The sequence below is a fragment of the Pseudoalteromonas sp. SG44-17 genome, assembly GCF_014164235.1.
Taxonomy (GTDB): domain Bacteria; phylum Pseudomonadota; class Gammaproteobacteria; order Enterobacterales; family Alteromonadaceae; genus Pseudoalteromonas; species Pseudoalteromonas rhizosphaerae.
Genome location: NZ_JACJEV010000001.1, coordinates 301,170 through 327,333 on the forward strand (window position 1 = coordinate 301,170; position 26,164 = coordinate 327,333).

Here is a 26,164-nt window from a genome sequence, read left to right on the forward strand (position 1 = left end):
CCTAGTTACTCCTTATTTTTGACCTAACATAAAATCGCTTTGTGCTTGGAATGTATCATCGTAGCGATCATACACTTTCGCACCATCAACAAATACTTGCTCAGCTTTAGCATAAACACTAAACGGACTTTGATTCCAAATTACCACATCAGCCTGTTTGCCAGCTTCGAGTGAACCGGTTTTATCAGCTATACCTAGCGATTTTGCAGCATTCGAAGTGATCCATTTAATTGCGTGCTGTTCTGAAATATTAAACCCATTATCGTTAGCGCGGTACATTACTTTACCGGCTTCTTGGTTTAAGCGCTGGATTGTGGTGTCAGAATCTGAATGAACAACAGCACAAGAATTTTTAACCGCATCAACAATCGCTACGTTCTCTTGTACCATGTCGTAAGCTTCCATTTTAAAGCCCCACCAATCAGGCCAAAGCGCAGCACATGAGCCGTTATCTGCAAGTAAATCAGCAATTTTGTATGCTTCAATACCGTGATGGAAAGTACCCGCGTGATAACCAAACTCTTTTGAAAGGTCAATCATCATTGCCATTTCTTCTGCTTTGTAACAATGATTGTGGATCATTACTTCGCCTTCTAATACACCACGCAATGTATCGTATTTAATATCACGATGCGGCACCTCTGGATTTTTACCTGCTGCATAATCAGCATCGTATTTATCCCACGCGCGTTTATATTCAGCGGCGCCAATCCAAGCAGTGCGATAGCCAGCCATATTGCCCATTCGTGTTGATGGTAAAACCCCTTTACGCCCGTAAACACGCTTAGGGTTTTCACCACAGGCCATTTTTAAACCATACGGTGCGTCAGGGAACTTCATACCCTGCATCGTGTGCGATGGAACATTTTTTAAAGTAACCCCTCGACCACCAAATAAATTAGCTGAGCCAGGTAAAATTTGTAATGCGGTAATACCGCCTTCACGCGCGCGGTTAAAGCCAGGGTCTTGCGGCCAAATTGAATGCTCAACCCACACTTCGGCAGTATTTGGGCTGGTCATTTCATTGCCGTCCTGATGAGATTCAACAGAAGGGCTTGGGTATGCTCCTAAATGTGAATGTACATCAATGAGCCCAGGTGTAACCCATTTACCTTGTGCATCAATAGTCAAATCAGCTTGTGCAGTTAGATCTTTACCGACTTGTTGCACTTTTCCGTCAACAAGTAATACATCGGCTTCTTCTAAACGCTCACCTGTACCTGTTAGTACTGTTGCATTGGTGATAAGCGTCGTGGTTGATTTAAGTACCTTATAGGTACTTGGATATGGATTTTTATTGATTGTTACTTTGTCGTCTTGTGGGCCGTTGTCTTGGCAGCCGGCAATCGCCACACCAAGTGCAACAACCAACAATGAAGGAGCAAATTTTTGCATCATATTAGTCTCTGTTGTTGTTTTTTTGTTACTTTATATAAACACACAACATAAAGCTAAAAAATCAGCTAGAGCTGCATTTATATAAGATGAATGTTATTTCTTAATATAATTGTTATACAGTTGCTCAAGTGCAGCTTCTGTTGTCAAACTTGGATCTTTACTAATAAAGTGCTTAACAGTGCGAGTTACGAAGTCTGAATTTTGTTTATGCAATTTTGAAAAATCCTTAATTAGGCAATCGCCATCTTTAGCGGCAGTCACTTTATCGTGACGATGACGATACTGACTCAAGGCTTTATTAAAATCACCTTGGTAGTCTTCTACTAAAATTTTATAAAAATCACTTTTTTGTACTTTTAATTCGCTAATACAATAATTTAAAGCTTCTTTAAAATCAGTAAAAATGGCGCCTTCAACATCAAACTCAGCCGTTTTTTCTCGCACTGTGACCTTGGCTTCTTCGGTTGCATAACTAAAACCACTAAACGCCAAGCGCTCTGCGGCTTCTTTTCCTAACGCCATACCCGCTTTAATGCTATGTGCAAACTCATCACTCATATCGCTAAGTTCATTCTCATGCCACATATTATAAACCCGCAGTGGTTTAGCGTATTTGGCACCGAGTTTGTTTTTTAACTTAGTAAAGCGTTCATCAATCGTCATTAAGCGCTCGTTGTGCAATATTGCATAGCATTCATAGCACGCTGGAATACTAATAAACTCAGCTTCTTCACCTAAATCAATAATGCTTTGTAGCATATGCAATGGCGGGCAATGATCGCGCTCAGTCGCTTCACAGCCACAATAAAAGCAACGGTTAAAATTATGCTGTTCACAGGCGTATGCTTGCTGATAATAACTCGCCAATGTTTTACTCACAGAGTCTCCTAATAGACAGGTATTTTGATAATCAAGACGATCATAACAGGGTTGAAAAATATGTCAGTAATGCTGCACAACAAAGTACAATGACTCTAAAGTAAATATAATGTAAAACCTATGAAAGCAGATTGAAAAACAACCAAAAACAATAAAAAAAGTGAAAAATAATTTGTTTGAAATATGTCAAAATACATACATTAAATCATTTATTATCAGATAGTTAATTATTATAAAACACATCCACACACGGTGTTACATCTTGTCGATTTTCATTTACAGCTTTATTTAAAAATAAAGCTGATAATTAACTCATCAACAAGCAGACATACCCAAACCACTGGAGAATGATGATGAATACTTTATCAACAACGATTTGTACAACATTACTTTTAAGCTCTGCAGCACTTACTGCAACAAATACTGAGGCTGCACAATTTGTTGCAGCTGATAATAGTCCAAGTACCCAAATATGCATGGCGGTGAGCTCCAATAGGCCTTCGCAACTTTATGCAACGATGAGAGACTTACGTATTAGCAAAACAACCACAACCGATAAACTGCGTTGTAACGACATGAGTATCGCAAAATTTGCGGGAACTTACGGTTTTAATAAAACGGCAAAGTATCTAAACCTTGAAACGACAACGGGTACCTCAATTCAAGATTTAGCAAAACTAGACCAACAAACAATTATGGTTGTTGCCGGTTCTAAGTAGTATGGCTAGGCAATATCAAATTTAAGCAGGCGAGTCGTTGGCCTGCTTAAAAATTAATTTATATGATTGCAGCAATCAGGCCAAACAAACCACCGAATACCCCGCCCCATACAACTAACCAGCCTAAATGCTCACGGATCATGGTTTGTATAATATCTTTGACCATTTTTGGTGTCAGCTCGTCTAAACGCTCATCAACCAACCCAGAAACAGTGTTAAACAACGAATCACTTGCGAGCCCTGATTGCGTCAATTTTTCATTCACCAAACTTTTAAACTCATCGGTTTCGCTCATATTAAGTAATGATCCACGCATTTTGTCAATAAATGCTTCGCGCATTGGCTCAACCGCGGCACTACCTCCAAACATCGCTAACATGCTACCAAATTGGGAGTGCTCAATAACGTCAAGTAAGTTATCAAAAGCAGGATTTAAATCGACTTCATTGATCACTGGCTGTAGGTCGACATTGATATTTTTGTTGCCTAACAATTGAGATATTTTTTGCTCTGAAAAGAACTCGGTTAAAATAAGATTTTTAATCGCCACTTTAAAACCTGCAAACTTCAGCTGGATCACGCCCGAACCATATAACAAAGGTACTTTTTCAAATAACATATGCACTGCGAGTAAATTAGTCACTGCGCCTGAGAGTGCAAATAAGCCGATTGACAGTACAATTGCTTGGTCAAATAGAAAACCCGTCACCACTAAAATCCCGGCAATTACATTGGTAATAAGGCTTTTATTCATCATTCTCTCCACTTGTTTGTTGCATAAAGCTTAGCGCGCGCTTATAAAACATTAATTTTACTCTCAAGAGTTTGTTTATTTAACTACTTTTTGCCATAGTTTAACTATCTGTATAAAAGGTGAACAATGCTATGTGGAATACGGTTAACGAACAGATCAGCCAAGCAATGCATTTTGACTTTAAACACACTATAAAACGCCAACTGCAAAGCCCAAATAACGATAAACTATTTCAACTCAGTGATGGTACACACCAGTATTTTGTTAAAGTAGCTCATCGTAGTGACTTAGAGCGATTTGAAAACGAAGCCCACAATTTACAACTGCTCACTAAAGAGAGCTTATTTATGGTGCCAGATTGTATCACTACAGGTGCTAATATTGAGTTTTCATTTATCGTTTTAGAATGGCTTGAACTTGACCAACAACCTCATACCAACTGGCATATTATGGGTGGCCACCTTGCAAGCCTGCATCTGAAACATCGCCAAGCCATGTTTGGTTTTGATCAGGATAACTTTATTGGCCCAACAACTCAGCCCAATCGCTGGCATAAAAAATGGAATATATTTTTTGCCGAAGAGCGCATTGGCTGGCAGCTCCAATTACTGCATGAAAAAGGCATTGATCTCGTCGACAAAGATTACTTTGTCGCACTGATAAAAGACATGCTACATGGTCATACCGTAAAGCCATCATTGTTGCATGGCGATTTTTGGCGTGGCAACATGGGATTTATTCAATCAGTACCGAGTGTATTTGATCCGAGTTGCTATTATGGTGATCGGGAAGTTGATATTGCCATGAGCGAGCTGTTTGCTCCTTTACCTGACGCTTTTTACATCGCCTATAACAAGCATTACCCACTAACACAGGGCTATGAGCAACGTAAGTTAATTTACCAGCTTTACCCTATTTTAAATCATGCAAATATCTTTGCCGGCCACTATCTTACTGAAGCTAAACAACAAATAGAACTACTACTGAAATAAGGTCGTTTTTATTGTCAAATAGATGTCATAAATGAATAAAGCAGACTATATTTAGATATCGCCTAATGTTGAACAACCCCAGCAATGACAGGCGCTAGCGTTCAATTATGGGGTGCATAACCATTTATCAGCAGCGATAAATAATTACCTTTTATTGCTCTGCTTTGTAAGGTTGAATCATTTATGAAAAACCAACTCTCACAACGGATCTGCTGCCCACATTGTGGCCATCATATTCATATTACCCTTGATGCTAGTGATGGCGATCAAGATTACTTCGAAGATTGCGCAGCATGCTGTAACCCTATCCATTTTAATATGCATATTGACTATGCAAATAGTAAGGTAGAGTTACATATTGATAGCGATGACGAACAAATATTTTAGCCTAGCATTTATATTTGACTACGAAGCCTGCTGTCGTAAGTAATTTTCGACCGTATTGATGATGGTATAAGTTTGTTGATCAACCTCGATATTTAGCGCATCACCAATTGCAGCCTTACCAATATTGGTAATAGCTAACGTCTCTGGGATCAAATGCAGCCAAAAGCCCTGCTCATCGGTTTCACCTACCGTGAGACTAGCGCCATTGACTGATACAAAACCTTTATACATCACATACTTTTGCCATTGACTTGGTAAGCATAACTGTATTTTACAATTATCTTGTGTGTGAATAATATTTTCAATCTGGGCGGTGCAGTGAATGTGACCAGATACAATATGCCCACCTAACTCAGTACCAAAAGTCATAGAGCGCTCATAGTTAACGGTACTGCCAGCAATAAGCTTTCCTAAGTTAGTTAACTGTAATGTTTCGTCAATTACATCATAGTGAACCTGAGCAAGCGGTTGATCAGAGATATTTTCTACTTTAACAACCGTTAAACAGCAACCATTAATGGCAACGCTGGCACCTAACTCAAGTTTTGTAACATATTGCTTTGCTACAGCGAGCACTAAACGCATCACACCTTGCTGCTGGTTAGTCGAAATCACCGTCGCTTGTGTTTGCACAATTCCTGTAAACATAAATCAATTCACCTTTTATTACCCAAAGTAGATACTACTCATATTATTTCACGCTTTAGTTTACTCGATCCACATTATTATTACTGTAACCAATAACATTGACTCATCGCTATAATTTTTGATTCTGTGCTTTATCGATTACACTATCAGCCTCTTCAGTTTACGTAGTAAGTAATATGACTTTTTGTAGTTGGGAAGCCAAACGGTTAGTTTCTCTGGCAATCCCTGTTTTTTTAGCACAAGTAACCTTAGTTTTAATGTCAGTGGTCGACACCATTATGGCAGGACAAGTGAGTCCTACCGATTTAGCAGCATTGTCAATTGCAACCGGCGTATGGAACCCCGCCATGTTGGCTCTGCAAGGTATATTATTAGCCCTGACTGGCATAATTGCGCAATTTTCCGGCGCTAACGATAAAACCGGCATCAGCCATTACTTTCAACAAGGCTTGTACCTTGCTGGTGTATTGAGTGTTCTCGGTTTATCTATTGCCTATTTTGCCGATATTATTATTCTCAAACTCGATACCAGCCCTGCTATTGCCAATATGGCCTATGACTATATTCATTTTGTAAAATGGGGCATTATTGGATTTTTAGTATTCAGTGTTTATCGTAATATTACCGAAGGCATGGGGATGACAAAGCCGGCTTTTTATATCAGCTTAATTGGTTTAGCCATCAATATCCCAGCCAACTATGTGTTTATTCACGGTATGTTTGGTATGCCCGCACTCGGTGGTGCAGGCTGTGGGATTGCCACAGCATTGGTATTCACTGCCATGGCCATCGCACAAGTTATTTATTGCCAGTTAAGTAAAAAAGTAGATGCCAAAACACTATTAGCAAACTTTCAAGCACCGCAATTACCAACCATGTGGGCAATCACTAAGGTGGGCATACCAATCTCACTTGCTACATTTTTTGAAGTCACTTTATTTGCCTGTATTCCTTTATTTATTGCGCACTTAGGTGCGGTTGCGGTAGCCGGCCATCAGATTGCTGCAAGTGTCACAACCTTGCTGTTTATGATGCCACTGAGTTTATCTATTGCGATCAGTATTCGGATTGGCAATTTATACGGCCAACATCATTTTGAGCAGCTTAAAAAAGCTATTTCAACAAGCTATATTCTAGCCATGATCATTGCCGTTATACTTGCTGCCATCACCTTCTTTGGCCGTGACGTGATCAGTCAACTTTATACAGATGATGCACGTGTTATTGCCTTAGCAACGTCAATCATGATTCTAGCGTGTATTTATCAGCTACCTGATTCCCTACAAGTAGCAGCCAACGGTATATTAAGGGGTTTAAAACACACAGCACCGATTTCGTATATCACCTTTATATCTTACTGGTTGATTGGTTTTTCACTGGGTTTTGTTTTAGCACGCACCGATTTAATAGTGCCAGCAATGGGCCCGCATGGTTTTTGGGTAGGTATCATCGTCGGCTTAAGTGTAGCCGCAGTGCTATTAATGCTCACTGTCGCGAATAGATTCAAACATGAACCACTTAAAAGCGCTTAAAAAATCGCACCAACAAGGTAACCAAACGTCGCGGTTTGGTTACCTTTGTAGTTTACTGTGCTGTTTACTGCTACTTTGTGCATGCACAGATAAACCCGCTGATGTGTATTTAGAATATCAGCAGCGCCTCGCGAATGCGTTAGATAAGCCAACTCCTGATACAGCAAAACTTACCAATGTTGCGCTATCAGCTGTTAGCAACAACAAACCAACAAATGCACAACAGTTGAGCATATTTCAACTGGCACAACTTTCACACTGTAAACTCAATACCCTTATTGCTGAACATAATAGTCAACTAGGAAAACTCGCCTCTCCTGCTAGCCAGTTAATATACCAGCTTCAATTTATTCAATTTGCACCACAGTGCTTAGATAGTCTAGAACCTGATTCAAAAAGTTATCAAGCCATAAGTAACGAATTACATAATAAAAAACAACAGTTATTAGAGCAGTTCAAGCAGCTACTTTATAAAGACCCAGAACTAAAACGCACATGGCAGCTAACCGGCTATACACTTGATACAAACTTAGCCGGCCTTGTAGAAACCGAACTTGCGCTGCAAAGCCTAGTGAATTTAAAACAGCAAATAATACAGCAGCAATATGCACAAATAGACTCTCAAGCGCTCTATCCGCTACTGGCACAATTGCGCCAGTTTAACTTCAATCAAGCTTTAATAAGCGCAGTACGCCAACAAACACAGCTAAATAATAGTACTAGTAACTTTTTAGCGAATATTGAGCTAAGCACACTATGCAACCCGCTAAAAAATAAACGCAAAGCACAGATCCTCAGCAACGTATTCAAGAAATATTACTTGCAGCAGTTACAACCCTATCAGGCTCAACTATCAGGTGCTTTAGAGCGCCTAATGCCGTTGTATCGAGCATTATGGCAAGACTCCAGCCCAACACAACCGCAACTAACGGCATTACTAAGCCCAGCGCAGCCAAGTAATATACTCACAGCATTTAAAGACTCCACCAAAACACACGTTATTTGGTGGCAAAAATTTTATAAAACGTGTGAAATCAGCCCAATATGAATAAAAAAACGGCAAACGAACTAAAAAAAGCGTTTCTCGCTTGATTCACTTCAGCGCACGCTATATATTAGCGACCGTTGTTAAGCAATTAGCACAACTTAAATTTATGATACGACCGTAGCTCAGTTGGTTAGAGCACTACCTTGACATGGTAGGGGTCGGTGGTTCGAATCCACTCGGTCGTACCAAATTTAAGGAAAAGTCCTATTAAAATATATTGTACGACTGTAGCTCAGTTGGTTAGAGCACTACCTTGACATGGTAGGGGTCGGTGGTTCGAATCCACTCAGTCGTACCAATTCAAGTAAAAACAAAAATCAGCCTAACCTACTTTATAAATCTTAAGTAAACTACAACTCAGCTGGTTAGAGCACTACCCACTCTTGATCACCCGGTCCAAAGGTCAGTGGTTCGGATCCACTCAGTCGTATCAATTCTGAATAAATAAATTAAAAAATGCCCGCCACGATTTGACTCTACACAGAAGATCAATGATTCAAATATTAAATACCCAGCTCTTTCCTTCGCCATACAAATGCGCTTGATTGCTTATTGAAAATAGTAACATTTTCATATTCATCACTTGCTCTGCCAGCTAAGCCATAGCATACATGCAGTGGTAATAGATGCTCTTCTCGCGGATGACAATAACGTGCATGAGGCGCTTTATGCCAGTTTTGCATCATTAAATTACGCTTTGGTTCAGGCACGGTGTTATCACTTAAGGTCGATCGTAGCCACTGTTCAAATTCGTGGTTATTGATTTGGCTCTGCTGATTATCCTGCGCGAAAAATGCCTGCATGTTATGAAACGAAAAACCAGAGCCAATAACTAATAAGTTTTCATAATCCAAAGATTGCAACGCTTTACCGATTGCTAAGTGCTGTGCAGCATCTAAGTTATTCACTAGTGATAGTTGAATCGCGGGTATATCGGCTGCTGGGTACATTAATGTTAAAGGCACATACAAACCATGATCGTAACCGCGATGATGATCTAACTTCGCTTCAATACCAGCATGTTGTAACACTTGTTGTACTTTTTCAGCTAACTTGGGCTCTCCCTGACTTGAGTATTGCACTTGATAGGCAGCTGGCGGAAAACCATAATAATCGTAAATCATTCCCGGTGCAGCATTGGCAGTAATAGTCGCTACTGACTCCTCCCAATGAGCGCTAATCAATAAAATGGCACTTGGTTTTTTTAGCGTGCTTGCAAGTGATTTTAAATAAGCAACCAATTGTGTATGGTTTGGTTCATTTAACAGTGGCATTGGGCCGCCACCATGAGAGATAAATGCAATGTCTACATTATTCATAGTTACTCCAAACAAGCTCACTTAACATGAGCAAGTAAACCTTGATAGTTAAACTAACGCAAAGCTAAGACGCGGATTTATCCGTAATCCACGTCATTTCATAATAGTGATTAAACATGCTTGGACTGTAACTGCCTAGACGTTAATTTATTCGCTATAAAGTTATCAATACTAAAACGACCACCACCTTGTAATGTTAGCGCAATCAGTACTACAAACAGTGTCAGTGCATATTCGTAGCCGTTATTTGCCATAAACAAGCCATTGTCTATATGTACTGAAAAAATAGCCACTAGCATGGTAAATGCTGAAATAAGTGCAGCAGGACGAGTCAATAACCCAAGTAATAATGCTAAACCGCCAAAAAATTCAGCACTGCCTGCGAGTAATGCCATTAAATAGCCTGGAGTAATACCGATACTCGCCATCCATTGACCTGTTCCTTCCAGACCATAACCACCAAACCAAGCAAACAATTTTTGTGATCCATGTGCAGCTAAAATCAAACCAATTGGCGCGCGAAGTATTAAAGCGGCAAGTCCTGCATCTGATTTTAGTATCGTGTTTATTAGTTTCATTATTTGTTCCTCTTTAGCAAAGTATTTATTTACGTTTTAATTAGACCCTGTTGGGATAAGTACACTTTACTATCAATGTCATGGCGGAGTAAGATGACAAATAAAGAATAATTAACAACAAAATGTTGTTAATCAATTTAAATATGAGAAAAATTATGGATAGAATTGATGCAATGCGAGCCTTTGTATCTGTGGTGATCGAAGGTAGTTTTAGCAATGCGGCAACAACCTTACAACTTTCACCACAATTGGTTAGTAAGTACGTTTCTAAACTAGAAGAACGCCTTGCTGTACGGTTACTAAATCGCACTACCCGTAAAGTAAGCCTCACTGAAGCTGGCACACATTATTTTCAGCATGCGCAACAGATATTGTTAAGTATTGATGAAATGGATTCACAATTAGGGGGCTTACAGCAGCACCCAACCGGAACTCTGAGAATAAGTGCTCCAGTGTCATTCGCGTTAAAACACATGGGTAAATTAGTGACTGAGTTCCAATCACATTACCCTTTTGTTAATGTTGATTTGCAACTGAACGACCGCAAAGTTGACATTGTTGATGAAGGTTATGATGTAGCACTGCGTATTGGTCGACTCAAAAGTTCGTCTTTGATTGCCAAGCAGGTCGCGCCCATTAGATTAATTTTATGTGCCTCACCTGACTACCTTGAAAAACATGGTACTCCTGAAAAACCTGAAGACCTAAAAAACCACCGATACTTGCATTATAGCTACACAGAAATGGATACTAAAGACGAAATATATCAGTGGTTAAGGGTAAAAAACACGCAACGTAGTAGCGAGTTTCAAAGTAATAATGGGGATGTATTGGTTGATTGTGCTATCGCTGGTGCAGGGATCGCATTACAGCCTACATTTATCGCCAGTGAAGCCATTAATAGTGGCAAGTTGATCGAAGTTTTACCTCAATTTGCAACGGGATCTGTTGGTTTATATGTTGTTTATGCCCACCGAAAATTACTACCACATAAAATCAGGTGTTTTATTGATTTTATAAACGGATACTATGGTACGCCACCATATTGGGACAAAGTAGTAACCTAATAATTAATGAGTAATGTCGATTGAATTATATAAGTTTAGCCATGTGGATAAAACTGCGGTAGTGCTACCGTTTAACAATTATTACACGTCATAACTCTTATACAATTTTAGCGGGTACTTTACTTACTGTAAAAAGCTTACCTGAACAACTAAGCCAATGATCACTCCTTATCCTGCTGTGCTCTAACGCCTTTTATACCTGTGACGAGTTTGGAACAGGCGCTTAACAATATAGCGCGATTAATTTGATCTTACTGAACAAAATTAGAGCTCTATCATTATTAACTTAGCAATGTAATAACCTCGTTTACTATATGCTAGTACCAATTTTAAAAACGGCGATCTTAATGAGCAGTAATTTAATTGTGTTGCAATTTTACGATAACAACACCTCGCGTAAATAATTCCAATCTGATATCTTTACTGCTAGCTCATTGGATTATAACTGATGGTAATATACTTATTAGTTTAGCCACTTTCGAACCTAACAAGTTTAGCTTTGATGGCCTATCACCCGTTAATCATAAATTGCGCACTAATTATGTTAATTCGTGAATACCAATATATAATAACTATACCAATAGTTGCTGAAGCAGCACGATTAAACAAGGCAGATTCATAATGCTACATTTACCCACTGTGATTAGCATCTCGTTACTTTTGAATGTCCTGATCGGCGGCTTTTTTTTTACCGTTTATAAGTATAAAAAACAACCCTGCTATTTATACTTAGGCGGGTCGTGTATGATATTTGTGGTCTCGCAAATCTTAGCATGTCTACGGATAGTACTTGATAGCCCTTTTATTACGCACTATCTGGCAGATATGTGCATCATAATCAGTCCTATACTCGCTCTTATTGGTTTGCAGAAAGTAACTAATCTAACTAGAAATACTAATCGGCACTTTTTAACCTTAGTGATTGCCAGTGCAATTGTGTTACTACCAATCTATGCGATTACAGCAGGCCAATTGGTGACAAGTCTCGTTATTGCAACACTCTTTATTTACGGTGCATACTTAGTTTATAAGATGAAATGCGTAGCACCAATGCAACAAAAAATCTTGTCCGGCTGTTTTATTAGCCACTCTCTCATCATGTATATACAAGTATTTATGTTAGCAGCTCCTTTGGTTAGTAATTCTGCAACTGATTATAGTCTTTGGCTACAAGCAATTTTAGTAAGCCATATAATACTAGCCACTGCTACAGCATTGGTATTGCCGTTTTTATTATTTGTAAATATTGAAGAAAACCTTCAGCGTCTAGTTAATCACGATGTATTAACAGGTCTGTTAAATCGACGTGGTTTTTTTATGCAAGGTGAAAAACTTCTCAAACAAGGTGTTGCATATCAGCAATCATTTTCGGTAGTTATGATCGATATTGATTACTTCAAAAGTGTTAATGATAAATATGGTCACAGCACAGGTGATACCGCTATAAAATGGATAGCGCAACATATCATGGCACAATTAAATGATAACGATATTGCTGCGCGAATTGGTGGTGAAGAGTTTGCTTTATTACTTCCAGATCAATCACTTAATCAAGCTCAGGTAACAGCTCAAAAACTCTGTGATGCAATTAGAGGGCATAGCTTACGTTTTAAAGGTAACACTATAAATTTATCAGTAAGTGTGGGAATTAGCAGTAGTTATGATGCCAATGCTTCAATTAAAATATTGTTAGATCAAGCCGATAAACGCTTATATATCGCTAAAGCAAAAGGCCGGGATCAAGTGGTTATTAGTGATCAACAAACCGACCATGTTGCCAACGGTGTTATGTAACCGAACTGAATTGTAATTTTTTAAACACTGAATCCACTGAGTATAACCACTGATTAAACTTAGCCTGGTGTCTTTGTCATATACAAACAATTAGCAAGTGGTATTGGCTCTGGGTAATCAGCAAGTACAAAGCCAAGTTTCTTATACGCTTTAATCGCACTTTTGTTATGAGCTAATACAAATAAAGAACATGTTTGCGTAGCTAAAGTTAATTGACCTAGTTCACTGAGCTGGGTAATTAGTGTTGCTACAATGCCACTGCCACGATACTCCGGGTTAACCACTAACCTACCTAGATGACAACGACCAATACGTAAATAAAACTGACCAAAAGCCATTAGCGTATTATCATCAGCAAGCAATACAAATGAGTTTATTTCATCAAGTTTTAAACCCTTTTTGAAAGAATTAAAATCGTAGGGGTATCTAAAATTAGGCCCAGCCCATGCATGAACTTCTTCTTCATTTGAAAACCATGACATGATTTCTTTTATGTGGGTATTTCTGACGTGAGTTAACAACATAACCACTCTTACTTAATCGCGGGAAGTACGATGTATTCCATTTTAATTTATAATAAACAATACGTTATAAATATACCAAACGCAATTAGATAATAACAATAAGGTACTTTTTGCTTATGCTAATTGCTACTCCATCATTCACTTAGCCTCCCGTTTAAGTTCAGCTGTTTTCATATTTATGGCCATAAAAACCATGCGAACACCCATTTACCTAATAAAGTTACAAAGATAAAATAAAAATAAAAAATAATTGACTGATAATTATATATAAAACAATAAACACCACATCCAATTAAACAAATTTAATACATTTTAGCTGCAATAAATTAAACACAGTAGTTGACGCAACATAAAAATTACACTAGCCTTTCTGGAAGCGCTTCCACAGGAATTAACACAAGCCACTATGGAAGCGCTTCCACACACAGTGATACCGCCGCATTTTTGTGGTGAGTAAATAATAATGATAACAGTACGAGGGAAGTCTAATGTCCAAGCATATTTTAATGAAAACAAAGTTAGCCACCAGCTTATCTTTGATTTTAGGTGCCGCAACCACTATGTCTACGTTTGCCGCCGAGGTTGAACAACAAAGTGAATTAGAAGTGATTCAAGTCACCGGTTTTAAAGGCAGTATCAAAGAATCAACTCAGCTTAAGCGTTACTCATCTGGGGTTGTTGATGCCATTTCTGCAGAAGACATTGGTAAATTTCCAGACACTAATTTAGCTGAATCGCTGCAACGCATTACCGGTGTTTCAATTGACCGCAGCAATGGTGAAGGTTCTAAAGTGACAGTGCGTGGTTTTGGTCCAGATTACAATATGGTGACATTAAACGGACGTACAATGCCTGCGGCTTCTCTTCCTGCTGGTGGTGGTGCTCCAAACTCTCGAGCTTATGATTTTGCTAATCTTGCCTCAGAAAGTGTGAAATCAGTGGAAGTATATAAAACAGGTAAAGCAAGCATCGCATCTGGTGGCATTGGTGCAACTATTAATATCAATACCGCTCGTCCACTTGATAACCCTGGCCTAGTTGCCAATATTGGTGTTAAAGCACAGCACGATACAACTAACCGTGTCGGCGATGACGTTACTCCAGAAATTTCAGGGATCTTTAGCTGGACAGATGAAGATGCTAAATTTGGTGCTTCACTCACAGCAAGTATGCAACAGCGTGATAGTTCAGCAACCGGGGCATTTGTTGGCGAATGGCGCACCACAGAATATGATGGCACCATCCCTCAAGCAGCAGATGACATTGTATTAGAAAATGCTCCTGCGATGGGCCAGTATTATTCAATGCCATCAGACTTGCGCTACACCATTGCAGATCGTGAGCGAACTCGTACTAATGCTCAATTAACATTGCAATACAGCCCAATTGACTCGTTTACCGCAACACTTGATTATACTTACTCACAGCAAGAGTTATTTGAAGCCCGTGCAGAGCAATCAATTTGGATGGACAACTATAAAACCCATTTAACATTTGATGACAATGCTGTTAAAACACCTATTTATTACCGTGAAGAACGCCGCGACTTATCCACTCGCGACTTAGGCTTAGCATTGCAAGAGCAAAATCAAGTAAACGAAAATAATTCAATCGGTTTAAACCTTCAATACTACTTTAGTGATCAACTGAACTTTACGTTTGATGCCCACAGCTCAAAAGCCACCAGCAAACCCGATGCGCCTTATGGTAGTTGGATAAATGCAGGCTTAGGTGCCAATGTCGTGGCCGCACAACAAGTTGACTTTAGCCGTGACTTACCCTCTATGGTAATAGATTTCGATGACTGTAGTCGCACAAATCTAAACTGCTCAGGAGCGCTTGATCAAGCTGATGTAGGTAGCTCAATTTTAGATGCAAACTTTGCAAGTCAAGAATCAACCGTTGATGAATTTCGACTACACGGTAGTTATCTCATAGACAACGGCAGTATCGACTTTGGTATTGAGTCACGCTCAATGGAAAGTCACTCTTTACAATCGCTAACACGTAATACAATGGGTAACTGGGGCATTGAAAACCCTGGGGAACTACCCGATGGCTATTTAGATCCAACTAATTTTTTAGCCGAATTTGATGATTACGATACCAGTGGTTCATTTGATCAAGGCTTTACCGGTAGTGCTTCACAAATTGGTTACTGGGCGGCAGATCAATACGGGTTCAATTTTGCGGCTGATGGCGCGTTTGCAACAAATCGCATTATTGAAGAAGATATTCAAGCGGCATTTGTACAATATAATTACAGTAACGAAATCAATGGCATGGTATTTAACCTTGTGATTGGTGCGCGCTACGAAACAACCGATATTACCTCAACTGCTAATATTGATTTACCTGATGCAGTTGCATGGGAAGGTAACAACGACTTTAATGTGCGTTACGGCACCAATAAAGATGACTATTCCTTGAGCTCAAGCTATAACCATTTTTTACCTAGCTTAGATTTTAACATTAACGTTATTGAGGATGTGACTCTTCGCGCCTCTTACAGTACCACTATTGCCCGCCCTACTTACGACAATTTAAGTTCTGCGGCAACGGTAGGTGTACCTACCGGCCCTTCGATCATTCCAGGCACCACTAATGCACCAGCAGCAACTGGTAACCCTAGCCTTGTCCCACTTGAATCGAATAATTTTGATGTATCTGCTGAGTGGTACTTCACTGATCTAAGTTATGTGTCGATTGGTTACTTTAATAAAAAAGTAGATAATTTTATTGGTCTATCACCAATGACTCAAAACTACTACGGCTTACGCGATGCATCTGCGGGTCCAAGAGCACAAGCAGCCAAAGCAGAGCTTGAGGCACAAGGTCTTGCGTTTACTGATTCAAATTTATTCCAAATGGTCGCTGCAATGGAAAATGGTGTAGCATTTGACTCGATGAGCTATGAAGAATTTGAAGCCGCTTACGACGTTCTACCAAACAGTGATGACCCACTGATGGACTTTACGGCACAAGTACCAACCAACAGTAAAGATGCCAAAATTGATGGTTATGAATTTGCCGTACAACACTTCTTTGGCGACACGGGTTTTGGCTTACAAGCTAACTACACCATAGTAAATGGTGATATTGATTATAATGTAGCCGCTGATCCAACCGTCACACAATTTGCCCTTGTTGGCTTAAGCGACACAGCTAACTTTATAGCCATGTACGAAAACGATAAGTTTCAGGCGCGTATCGCCTATAACTGGCGTGATAAATTCTTAAACAGTGCTGCCCGTTACGTTAACGAACCGGGCTTTACAGAAGAGTATTACCAAATTGATTTTAATATTGCTTACAACTACAGTGAACAAATGTCGTTCTTTGTCGAAGGGCTTAACATTACTGAACAAAATATGCGCCAACATGGCCGGTATGAAGCACAGTTATGGAATTTAGAACAAAATGGTGCACGCTATAATATTGGTATGCGTTATAACTTCTAAGCAAGGGTTATTGACTCATTAACGCCATGAGTATTAAGCCGCTAGTTGTTAGCGGCTTTTTGCGTTGCAGGTTAATAGCAATTTTATTAAAACAACAGAGCACACAATGAATAATAAAATACAACACATTGTGGTATTAGGTGGTGGCGCAGCAGGTTGGCTAAGTGCAGGGCTATTAGCCGCTGAACACCCTAAACAAAAGGTTACCTTAATAGAGTCTGCAAACATTGCTATTTCAGGTGTAGGCGAAGGCACTTGGCCGTCTATGCGCAATACGCTCAAGCGAATTGGTATCGAAGAAATAGATTTTATACGTCACTGCGATGCTTCATTTAAGCAAGGTTCAAAATTCATAAACTGGCGTAACATAAATATAGGCGAAAACTACTATCATCCGTTTATGACTCCCGAAGGCTATTTAGAAACCGATTTACACGCTTACTGGCAACATCATGCAAGCACTCAAAAATATGCCGACGCCGTTAATATGCAAAGTTTTGTTTGCCAAGCAGCACTTGCACCTAAGCAGTTACACACACCAGAATACGCGGCGGTCACTAATTACGGCTATCATCTTGATGCCGGTAAGTTTGCCACATTTTTAAAACACCACTGCGTAAAAAAACTCAATGTGCATCATATTATTGATGACGTCATCGAAGTAAAAAATAGTCATGACGATTATATTCATTCACTCACCACCATAAAGCACGGTGACATAGACGGCGACTTATTCATTGATTGTACCGGTGCTCGGGCGCGTTTGATTGGTGAGCACTATGGCGCAACGCTTATCACACAAGAGCATATTCTTTTTAATAATAGCGCTATCGCTGCACATCTCCCTTATAACGATAATCAACAAGAGATCGCCTCAGCCACTTTATCAACGGCGCAGCCACATGGTTGGATCTGGGATATTGGTCTACCGAGTCGTCGTGGTATTGGTTATACCTATAGCGATAAATACTGTGATGAACAAACCGCTGTGAACACCTTAAAAAGCTATGCTGCGCTATCTGTTGGTGAACAAGTCGCCGAGCAAATACAAACTCGCAAGCTGAGTTTTATTCCTGGTTACCGCACACAGTTTTGGGTAAAAAACTGTGTTGCTGTTGGTATGTCGCAAGGTTTTATAGAGCCACTTGAAGCATCAGCACTGGCGATGGTGGAGCTTTCAATCAGCATGTTAAGTGAACAAATGCCGCAAAACCGTACTCATATGGACTTGCTGGCTAAACGGTTTAATGAGCGCTTTAGTTATCGCTGGCAGCGAGTAATCGACTTTTTAAAGTTACACTACATATTAAGTGAACGTGATGATAGTCAATACTGGCGTGATATAAAAAAACCATCGAGCATTCCTACTCGTTTGAATGAATTGCTGGCAATTTGGCAATATCAACCACCAAGCAGGTTTGATTTAATTGAAAACGAAGAGGTATTCCCCTCTGCCAGCTATCAATATGTATTGTATGGAATGGGCTTTCACACGCAAAATACAACAGCAAAAAATGCCTTTAATAACGCTAAAGCTGGGCAGTATTTTTATCAGCAAAACCGTGAAAAAATTGCCAAATACTTACAAGGGTTACCAACAAATCGCGCATTATTAAATCAACTTTTAAACAATAAGGCTTAACCTGACAATGACACACAACAAACCTATAAAAAATGTGGTGATCGCTGGCGGTGGTACAGCTGGTTGGATGGCTGCGGCTGCATTCAGTAAACTCGTTGGTAAAAATATCAATGTCACCCTTATCGAATCCGACGACATTGCTACGGTTGGTGTTGGTGAAGCTACTATTCCACCGATCCGCACTTTTCATAAATTACTTGGCATAAATGAGCAAGCATTTATGAAAGCTACCCAAGCAAGCTTTAAATTAGGGATCAGTTTTGAAAACTGGGGCGAAAAAAACACCGATTATATTCACTCATTTGGCATGACGGGCAAAGAATGCTGGGCAGGTGAATTTCATCATTTTTGGCTACACAGCTTAACATTAGGACTTGAATCCGAGTTTGGTGATTACTGTTATGAACTGCAAGCAGCTAAACAAGGTAAGTGTGCTTTTAATCAGCAAAATCCAATTAATTATGCATTTCATATGGATGCGAGTCGTTATGCATTATTCCTACGTGAATTTTCAGAACAACTAGGGGTTAAACGTCTAGAGGGAAAAATAATCCACGTTAATAAATGCGCCACTTCGGGCTTCATAAACAGCCTAACTCTTGCAGATGAAAGTATCGTAAATGGTGATTTTTTTATTGATTGTACCGGCTTTAATGGACTACTTATTGAACAGGCTTTGCATACCGGCTATGAAGATTGGTCACACTTACTGCCGTGCGATAGCGCAATTGCAGTACAAACTAGAGCCATTAGCGATGATATAGTGCCTTATACCCGCTCAATAGCACATGATGCAGGCTGGCAGTGGCAAATTCCTCTGCAACAGCGCGTAGGTAATGGTCTAGTGTATTGTAGCCGTTATTTAAACGATACTGATGCAAAGCAGCTTTTACTCAGTAATATTCAAGGTGAAACTCTCACTGAACCCAGAGTAATTAAATTTAAAACTGGCCGCCGCCGCAAAGGCTGGAATAAAAACTGCCTTGCTCTGGGGCTTGCCAGTGGCTTTGTTGAACCACTTGAATCTACCAGTATTCATTTAATTATGTCGGGCATTATTCGCTTTATCCGGCTATTTCCATTTGATGGTATTACCGAACAAGCAATCCACGAATACAACAAACAGCTAAAAAGTGAGATTGAAAATATTCGTGATTTTATTGTCTTGCATTATAAAGTCACTGATCGCACTGATAGCGAATTTTGGCGTCATTGTAAAAATATGGAAGTGCCTGATACCCTTGTTCATAAAATTAGTTTATTCAAAGAAACTGGGCGGGTATTTTTAGATGACGGCGATATTTTTAGAGTCGACTCATGGGTGCAAGTAATGTTGGGTCAAGGTATCAAACCCAAACAATACCATTTAATTGCAAGCCTGATGAGTGATGATGAGTTAAGCCACTTTCTGATCAGTATCAAACAGCAAATTACTCAACGCGTGGCACAATTGCCAACACATAAAGCGTTCTTACAACAATATTGTTCTGCGGAGTAATCTGAGTGAGCATAAAAAGCCCTTTAATCACGTAAAGGGCTTTGCACAACAAAACAAAATCAAAGACTAAGTTAACTATCTGGGCAGATAATTGTTGCCTGTTTTGCTCCCTCTGGCACAAAGTTGATATTCGCCACAGAAACCGAACCGTTACCCGTGCTCTGTAATGAAAATGGGCTAATCACTCTTGAAAAATCAACGCCTTGCTCAGTAAAGCAGGTTAAGTCTATGCTGAGTGTTTGCCATCTATTTAATGTAGCCTTTTTGAGTTCTGCGCTGATATCAACACGTCCACCACAACCATGCTCGCAACTCATAGCAACAAATAATGGAGCAGCAAATTCGCTATTTATCTTGTAATCAAAACTCAGCGCTGAGTTTGCTTCGATATAAGCCACTTTATCTTCAGTGAAGTTACTATTGATTTCGGCTGTAGTAAGGCCTATACCTGTAAATACAAATGCCATTGCATCTTCTTGAATATTTTTATCTTCAGTACGATAACTAATACCTGCTAATTCAACGCTATTGCTAGCTACTTGAACTTGCTGCTGTGCTGACTTTAAAAACAATCGCCATGGATCAGTCAGCACGCCATTAAAAATAGCCATATTAAGCAAACTAGCTATATCAACACCTGAGTCTTCATTTAAATTATCTGCCAGGGTATTTTTATCTGTATAGGTTAAACCAAAGCCATAAGGAAATAGTGGCGAATAGTCTACATCATCTTTATTTACTGCGGTTTGCAGTGGTGATTTTGGCCATGAAAACGACAATTTACCAGTAAAGTCATGCTGAATATCACCTCCTGCGTCAGTTAATAATACATCGGCCACACCTTGTCCTTCTGTACCCGGTAGCCATGCGGCGACAAACGCATCAGAGGCATTTAACTCAGCGTTAACCCACATTGGTCGACCTGAAATGAATACCGATACGACCGGCACGCCTTTTGATTTAAGCTGTTTTAATAACGCTAACGACTTTTTATTATTACGCTCAAACTCAAGATTATCCCTGTCACCGTGGCCTTCTGCATAAGGTTCTTCTCCAAACACCACAATCGCCACATCAGGTTTTTGTGTAAAGTGTCCATCAGGACTTAAAATGGCCTCTCCACCTGCGGCCGTGATCTGCGCTTTTAAACCCGCAAAGATTGACGTAGCACCAGGGAAATCGGTATTTTCGTTATTGGTGCCTTGCCAAGTAATACTCCAGCCCCCCGCTTGCTTAGCAATATTATCTGCGCCATCTCCGGCAATTAATACTCGTGAATTAGCCGCTATCGGCAAAGTATTGTTGTTGTTTTTTAATAACACCAGTGATCCACGCACAGCTTGTCGCGCAATATCGCGGTGCGCTTGCGCGCCAATTAACTGCGTTTTACCTGAGAACTGACGTTTTGCAGGGCTCGGTTTATCAAATAAACCCGCTCTTAGTTTGACTCTTAAAATACGCGCAACAGCATCGTCAATTCGGCTCATGGCAATTTCACCGGCTTTCACTTGCGCTATCGTATTTTCATAAAGTGGTTTCCACGCCCCCGTAGGAACCATAAAAATATCAAGCCCCGCGTTTACAGCCTGTGGGCAGCTTTCGTTACTACAACCTACAACTTGTCCGTGGCCATTCCAATCACCAACAACAAAGCCATCAAAGCCCATTTTCGTTTTCAGTACATCGGTAAGCAGGTATTTATTGCCATGATTTTTCTTACCATGCCAGCTATTAAACGACGCCATAACAGATTGACTACCAGCCGACAAACCACCAATGTAGCCTTGAGCATGAGTATCAAACAAGGCTTGCTCTGAATCGATATTGTTACCTTGATCGTCACCATCGACGGTACCGCCATCACCTAAAAAGTGTTTAACTGTGCTAATCACCCGCTTATGACTTAAAAAATCACCATCTGCATGGCCTTGCAAGCCGTTAACAATGGCAACTGAGTACCGGCGGACAATCTCTGGATCTTCAGAATACCCTTCATAAGTTCGACCCCAGCGGTCATCACGTACAACAGCAACAGTCGGCGCAAATACCCAATCAATACCAGTAACCATCACTTCGATTGCCGTCGCAGCGGCTATTTTTTCTATTAAAGCGGGATTATTTGCTGCGCCTAAGCCAATGTTATGTGGAAATAACGTTGCACCAATCACGTTATTATGACCATGTACAGCATCGGTGCCCCACATGGTAGGAATATCGATGCCATCAAGAGAATCGTCAACCGATGCTTGATACATCTGTTCAGCAAGTGCAATCCAATCTTGTGGTGTGGCATGTTTATTCGCGTTCGGAAATGAGCCTCCGCCATTTAAATACGAGCCAAAACCATATTTACGCATATCATCAGTCGTTATATCGCGGATCTCAGGTTGAATCATCTGCGCCACTTTTTGCTCTAATGTCATCGTCTGCAAGTACTGAGCAATCTTAGACTCAATTTGCGGATCAGCTCGAACCACATTATTCAGCTTTGGCCAAATAGCTAGCAATTGTTGCTGCTGCGTTTGTTCAACAGCTCTATTATTTTGAGACGTATCTTTATTTTCGCTTGCTGAACAACCAGCCAGAGTAACTAATCCAGCTAACAAACTTAGTGTAGGTAACTTAGCTGTGTGTAAGTGTGTTTTCATTTTTATATACCTATCTATTATCAACTCATTGCTGCTTAAAAGACTCTAAGTACCTGCTGTATTACAAAAGCGAGACCAAGCGGTTTATTCATCTAAGCAACGGTAGAACTATTTTTTGTCATCATTGAAATTAAAATTTAACTGTTGACCTGTTAAGAAATAGTCACTAACCTAAATATGGAAGCGCTTCCTTAAAGTCATTAAATACCATCTATTGGCATTAATCAAATTAAATATGGAAGCGCTTTCAGATATGTTAGCTTTAAAAGCTAAAAATAACAGCATCACGGACTATAAAAAGAAAGCAGAGGTTTTCTATTAATGAAACAATTATCTTTACCTAAACACTCGCCGCTACTGAGCAAAGACTTCACTTTTGGCGTAGCAACTGCTTCATTTCAAATTGAAGGTGGTGCAGCAGATCGTCTGCCATGTATTTGGGACACCTTTTGTGCTCAAGACGATAAAATTGCCGATAACTCAAATGGTCTAATCGCCTGTGAACACTACACTCGTTGGCCTCAAGATATTGAGTTAATAGATTCTTTGGGCGTTGATGCCTATCGTTTATCAATTTCTTGGCCACGCGTGATGCAGCAAGATGGTAGTTTAAACCCATTAGGTGTGAAATTTTATACTGATCTTCTAGATGAACTTAAACGCCGCAACATAAAGGTATTTGTCACTTTATATCACTGGGATCTACCGCAGTATTTAGAAGATCAAGGCGGCTGGTTAAATCGTAATACCGCCTATGAATTTGCTCACTACACAGATCTTATTAGCAAAGCGTTTGGTGATCGTGTTTATTCATATTCAACCTTAAATGAACCTTTTTGCAGCTCTTATTTAGGGTATGAAATTGGTGTGCATGCCCCAGGTATTGTCGGTCGGGAATTTGGCCGAAAAGCTGCCCATCACTTATTACTAGGTCATGGTTTAGCGATGCAAATGCTGGCTAAAAATAGCCCACAGACACTTAATGGTATCGTACTCAACTTTACTCCCTGTTACCCGGTAACACAAAGTGACGCAGATCTTAAAGCCACAGCCTTTGCTGATGATTATATTAACCATTGGTATATGCGCCCTGTAATGACTGGCAAATACCCAGATATTATTGAGCAACTTCCAGCAGAGCAGCGTCCAGATATTCACCCCGGTGATATGGAAATTATTGCGCAGCCATTAGATTACCTTGGCGTTAATTTTTATACGCGTTTACATTACCAAGCAAGCGCTGATGATTTTTATGACGAGCGCCCACATCAAGGCCTATTAACTGATATTGGTTGGGAAATTTACCCGCAAGCACTTACTGAATTATTAGTATCGTTAAATGAGAAATATACCCTACCACCGATTTATATTACTGAAAATGGCGCAGCAATGGCCGACAAGATGATAGATGGTAAAGTTAACGATTCAGATCGCATAGCTTACTATCAGCAACACTTAAACGCATTGCATAACGCAACTGAACAAGGTGTGGTGATCCATGGCTACTTTGCATGGAGCTTAATGGATAACTTTGAATGGGCTGAAGGCTATTCAAAGCGATTTGGTATCGTTTATGTTGATTATCAAACTCAACAACGTACTGTAAAAGCCAGTGGCCTTGCGTATAGTAGTTTAATTACTAGCCGGTAAACTTAGCTAGTGCTCCTTTAAAAACAACAATAAGAAACACACAGTGAACAAAATTCCTTTATACGAAAAAATCGGTTATGCGATGGGTGATGCCGGAGCCAACTTAGTTTGGCGAGGTGCACTTGCCTACCTAGCAGTATTTTACACTGACACATTTGGCATATCGGCTGCGGCCGCAGCTATGTTATTTTTGGTGGTTAGGTTATCCGATGGTGTAACCGATATCATTATGGGAATGATTGCAGACAGAACCACCACTCGGTTTGGTAAATTTAGACCGTGGATTTTATGGTCTGCTCCTTTTTTAGGACTGTTCATGGTGTTGTGTTTCACCACACCTGATTTCAATGACACCAACAAGTTAATTTACGCCTACATTACCTACATAGGCTTAACGTTAGCTTATACGGTGAGTAACGTGCCTTACTCTGCATTAATGGGAGTAATGAGTCCAGACGATACCGAGCGCACGAAACTATCGAGTTTTCGCTTTGCCGGAGCCTTTGCAGGCGGTTTATTAGTGATGGGCTTTTTACCTGAACTGGTTGCTTATTTTGGCGATGGCGATAACGCCAAAGGTTATCAGTTAACCATGTACTTATTTGCAGCATTACTAATTGTTTTGATGGTAATCACTTTTGTTAGCACCAAAGAGCGGGTAATCCCCCACAAAACAACCAGTGGTAATTTAAAATCAGAGCTCAAAGATTTAACTAAAAACTTACCCTTTATTATTCTGCCATTATTGGCAACTACCCTGTTCTTTTATTATCGCGAAATCTACAGTGGGCTATTTTTTGCATTTATCATGACTATGATGACTGTTGTGATAAAAAAATTACTCAACAAAGATCATCAAAATCTAACGGGAACTCAACGTGATATGGTTGATTTGCTCACCAACAAGCCTTGGTTAATTTTATTAGGCATGGGCTTTTTGACCATGATGTTCAACGGTATAAAATATGGTGTAATTGCTTATTACTTTAAATATCAGGTTGGCAGCGAACTGATGGCAGGCCAGTACTTCGTTGCGTTATTAGTGGTGTCTATCCTCGGCGCTCTTGCCACTGGTAAACTTGCCGAACTAATAGGCAAACGTAATTTATTTATCATCTCTTTAATATTAAGTGGCTTATTAACCACAGCATTTTATTGGGTGCCTGCTGACAACATTGTTGCCATATTTACTTTTGGTTGTGCAGCTGAATTTTTTGCTGCCATGATGCCTACCCTGTTTTTTAGCATGTTAGGGGATGCTGCCGATTATTCTGAGTGGAAAAACAAACGCCGCGCCACGGGCTTAATTTATTCCGCAGGGACGTTTGTGCAAAAAACTGGCGGCGGTTTCGCTGGGGCATTAGTATTAGTGGTATTGGCAGGCTATGGCTATAACGGCATGAACGAAGCAACCATTACGCAATCATTACCTGGCATGCAACTATTAATGAGTTGGATCCCCGCAGCATTTGCTTTTTTAGGTGCCGCCTTGATGCTTATCTATCCGTTGACACCCGCAATGACGCAGAAAATCACGGAAGACTTGGCTTTTAGACGCAGTAATGTGTAAATTATATTTCATTATCAATACGTTTTTATAAAGTGCGAATAATAACGCTAGGAAAT

Annotated in this window: 20 protein-coding genes and 2 tRNA genes; 14 read left to right on the forward strand and 8 right to left on the reverse strand. The window is 39.9% G+C overall.

Annotation, left to right across the window (positions count from 1 at the left end):
* Positions 1-12: 12 nt before the first annotated feature.
* Together H5182_RS01350 and H5182_RS01355 are read right to left on the reverse strand one after the other, a co-directional pair.
* Entirely contained in the window at positions 13-1,395 is a 1,383-nt protein-coding gene (locus tag H5182_RS01350) for an amidohydrolase (RefSeq protein WP_145233390.1), read from the reverse strand.
* A gap of 96 nt (positions 1,396-1,491) precedes the next feature.
* The gene (locus H5182_RS01355; protein WP_145233071.1) at positions 1,492-2,277 is read right to left on the reverse strand and encodes a hypothetical protein; all 786 of its coding nucleotides are present in this window, start codon (positions 2,275-2,277) and stop codon (positions 1,492-1,494) included.
* A gap of 353 nt (positions 2,278-2,630) precedes the next feature.
* On the opposite strand from H5182_RS01355, the gene H5182_RS01360 reads away from it, so the two are divergent.
* Entirely contained in the window at positions 2,631-2,996 is a 366-nt protein-coding gene (locus H5182_RS01360) for a DUF3718 domain-containing protein (protein ID WP_145233070.1), read from the forward strand.
* A 58-nt stretch (positions 2,997-3,054) separates the two neighbouring features.
* Here H5182_RS01360 and H5182_RS01365 read toward each other — a convergent pair whose 3' ends face one another.
* Entirely contained in the window at positions 3,055-3,750 is a 696-nt protein-coding gene (locus tag H5182_RS01365; RefSeq protein ID WP_182734304.1) for a DUF445 domain-containing protein, read from the reverse strand.
* Between the two features lie 131 nt (positions 3,751-3,881).
* On the opposite strand from H5182_RS01365, the gene H5182_RS01370 reads away from it, so the two are divergent.
* Both H5182_RS01370 and H5182_RS01375 read left to right on the forward strand, forming a co-directional pair.
* On the forward strand, positions 3,882-4,742 hold the full coding sequence (locus H5182_RS01370) for a fructosamine kinase family protein (RefSeq protein ID WP_182717354.1): 861 nt from the start codon (positions 3,882-3,884) through the stop codon (positions 4,740-4,742).
* A gap of 183 nt (positions 4,743-4,925) precedes the next feature.
* Complete coding sequence (locus H5182_RS01375) at positions 4,926-5,129, forward strand: CPXCG motif-containing cysteine-rich protein (RefSeq protein ID WP_145233067.1); 204 nt, start codon at positions 4,926-4,928, stop codon at positions 5,127-5,129.
* Between the two features lie 18 nt (positions 5,130-5,147).
* Here the strand turns inward: H5182_RS01375 and H5182_RS01380 are convergent, their stop codons facing one another.
* Entirely contained in the window at positions 5,148-5,777 is a 630-nt protein-coding gene (locus H5182_RS01380; RefSeq protein ID WP_182759368.1) for a riboflavin synthase subunit alpha, read from the reverse strand.
* Between the two features lie 176 nt (positions 5,778-5,953).
* On the opposite strand from H5182_RS01380, the gene H5182_RS01385 reads away from it, so the two are divergent.
* The 4 genes from H5182_RS01385 to H5182_RS01400 all read left to right on the forward strand — a co-directional run bounded on the left by H5182_RS01385 (position 5,954) and on the right by H5182_RS01400 (position 8,655).
* Positions 5,954-7,309, forward strand: a complete 1,356-nt coding sequence (locus tag H5182_RS01385) for an MATE family efflux transporter (RefSeq protein WP_182759369.1) — start codon at positions 5,954-5,956, stop codon at positions 7,307-7,309.
* Positions 7,287-8,357 carry a DUF3080 family protein gene (locus H5182_RS01390; protein WP_182759370.1) on the forward strand — a complete coding sequence of 357 codons (1,071 nt, stop codon included), beginning with the start codon at positions 7,287-7,289 and terminating at the stop codon, positions 8,355-8,357. Before H5182_RS01385 ends, H5182_RS01390 begins: the two co-directional genes overlap by 23 nt.
* A gap of 111 nt (positions 8,358-8,468) precedes the next feature.
* Positions 8,469-8,545, forward strand: a tRNA-Val gene (locus H5182_RS01395).
* A 33-nt stretch (positions 8,546-8,578) separates the two neighbouring features.
* Positions 8,579-8,655, forward strand: a tRNA-Val gene (locus H5182_RS01400).
* 205 nt (positions 8,656-8,860) lie between these two features.
* Here the strand turns inward: H5182_RS01400 and H5182_RS01405 are convergent.
* Together H5182_RS01405 and H5182_RS01410 are read right to left on the reverse strand one after the other, a co-directional pair.
* Positions 8,861-9,676, reverse strand: coding sequence for a class III extradiol ring-cleavage dioxygenase (locus tag H5182_RS01405; RefSeq protein ID WP_257326135.1), 816 nt, complete (start codon positions 9,674-9,676; stop codon positions 8,861-8,863).
* Between the two features lie 110 nt (positions 9,677-9,786).
* Positions 9,787-10,254: a DoxX family protein gene (locus H5182_RS01410; RefSeq protein ID WP_145233063.1), complete on the reverse strand. Its 468-nt coding sequence runs from the start codon at positions 10,252-10,254 to the stop codon at positions 9,787-9,789.
* Positions 10,255-10,409: 155 nt separating this feature from the next.
* Here H5182_RS01410 and H5182_RS01415 point away from each other — a divergent pair, with 155 nt between their 5' ends.
* Both H5182_RS01415 and H5182_RS01420 read left to right on the forward strand, forming a co-directional pair.
* Positions 10,410-11,321 (forward strand): LysR family transcriptional regulator, encoded by a 912-nt coding sequence (locus H5182_RS01415; protein ID WP_145233062.1) that lies wholly within the window; start codon positions 10,410-10,412, stop codon positions 11,319-11,321.
* Between the two features lie 744 nt (positions 11,322-12,065).
* On the forward strand, positions 12,066-13,115 hold the full coding sequence (locus H5182_RS01420; RefSeq protein WP_182731280.1) for a GGDEF domain-containing protein: 1,050 nt from the start codon (positions 12,066-12,068) through the stop codon (positions 13,113-13,115).
* A 59-nt stretch (positions 13,116-13,174) separates the two neighbouring features.
* Here H5182_RS01420 and H5182_RS01425 read toward each other — a convergent pair whose 3' ends face one another.
* A complete protein-coding gene (locus H5182_RS01425; RefSeq protein WP_145233060.1) occupies positions 13,175-13,639 on the reverse strand; it encodes an N-acetyltransferase in 465 nt (154 codons plus the stop codon).
* 488 nt (positions 13,640-14,127) lie between these two features.
* Between H5182_RS01425 and H5182_RS01430 the strand changes: the two genes are divergently transcribed.
* From H5182_RS01430 to H5182_RS01440, 3 genes are all read left to right on the forward strand, one after another.
* A complete protein-coding gene (locus tag H5182_RS01430) occupies positions 14,128-17,100 on the forward strand; it encodes a TonB-dependent receptor (protein WP_182759371.1) in 2,973 nt (990 codons plus the stop codon).
* A gap of 106 nt (positions 17,101-17,206) precedes the next feature.
* Entirely contained in the window at positions 17,207-18,742 is a 1,536-nt protein-coding gene (locus H5182_RS01435; protein WP_182759372.1) for a tryptophan halogenase family protein, read from the forward strand.
* A gap of 7 nt (positions 18,743-18,749) precedes the next feature.
* Positions 18,750-20,240, forward strand: a complete 1,491-nt coding sequence (locus tag H5182_RS01440) for a tryptophan halogenase family protein (RefSeq protein ID WP_182734309.1) — start codon at positions 18,750-18,752, stop codon at positions 20,238-20,240.
* Positions 20,241-20,311: 71 nt separating this feature from the next.
* On the opposite strand, the gene H5182_RS01445 is transcribed toward H5182_RS01440, so the two are convergent.
* The gene (locus H5182_RS01445) at positions 20,312-22,888 is read right to left on the reverse strand and encodes an exo 1,3/1,4-beta-D-glucan glucohydrolase (protein ID WP_182759373.1); all 2,577 of its coding nucleotides are present in this window, start codon (positions 22,886-22,888) and stop codon (positions 20,312-20,314) included.
* 321 nt (positions 22,889-23,209) lie between these two features.
* Between H5182_RS01445 and H5182_RS01450 the strand changes: the two genes are divergently transcribed.
* A complete protein-coding gene (locus H5182_RS01450) occupies positions 23,210-24,538 on the forward strand; it encodes a GH1 family beta-glucosidase (protein ID WP_182718894.1) in 1,329 nt (442 codons plus the stop codon).
* A gap of 43 nt (positions 24,539-24,581) precedes the next feature.
* Positions 24,582-26,108, forward strand: coding sequence for an MFS transporter (locus tag H5182_RS01455; protein ID WP_182718893.1), 1,527 nt, complete (start codon positions 24,582-24,584; stop codon positions 26,106-26,108).
* The last annotated feature ends 56 nt before the right edge of the window (positions 26,109-26,164 follow it).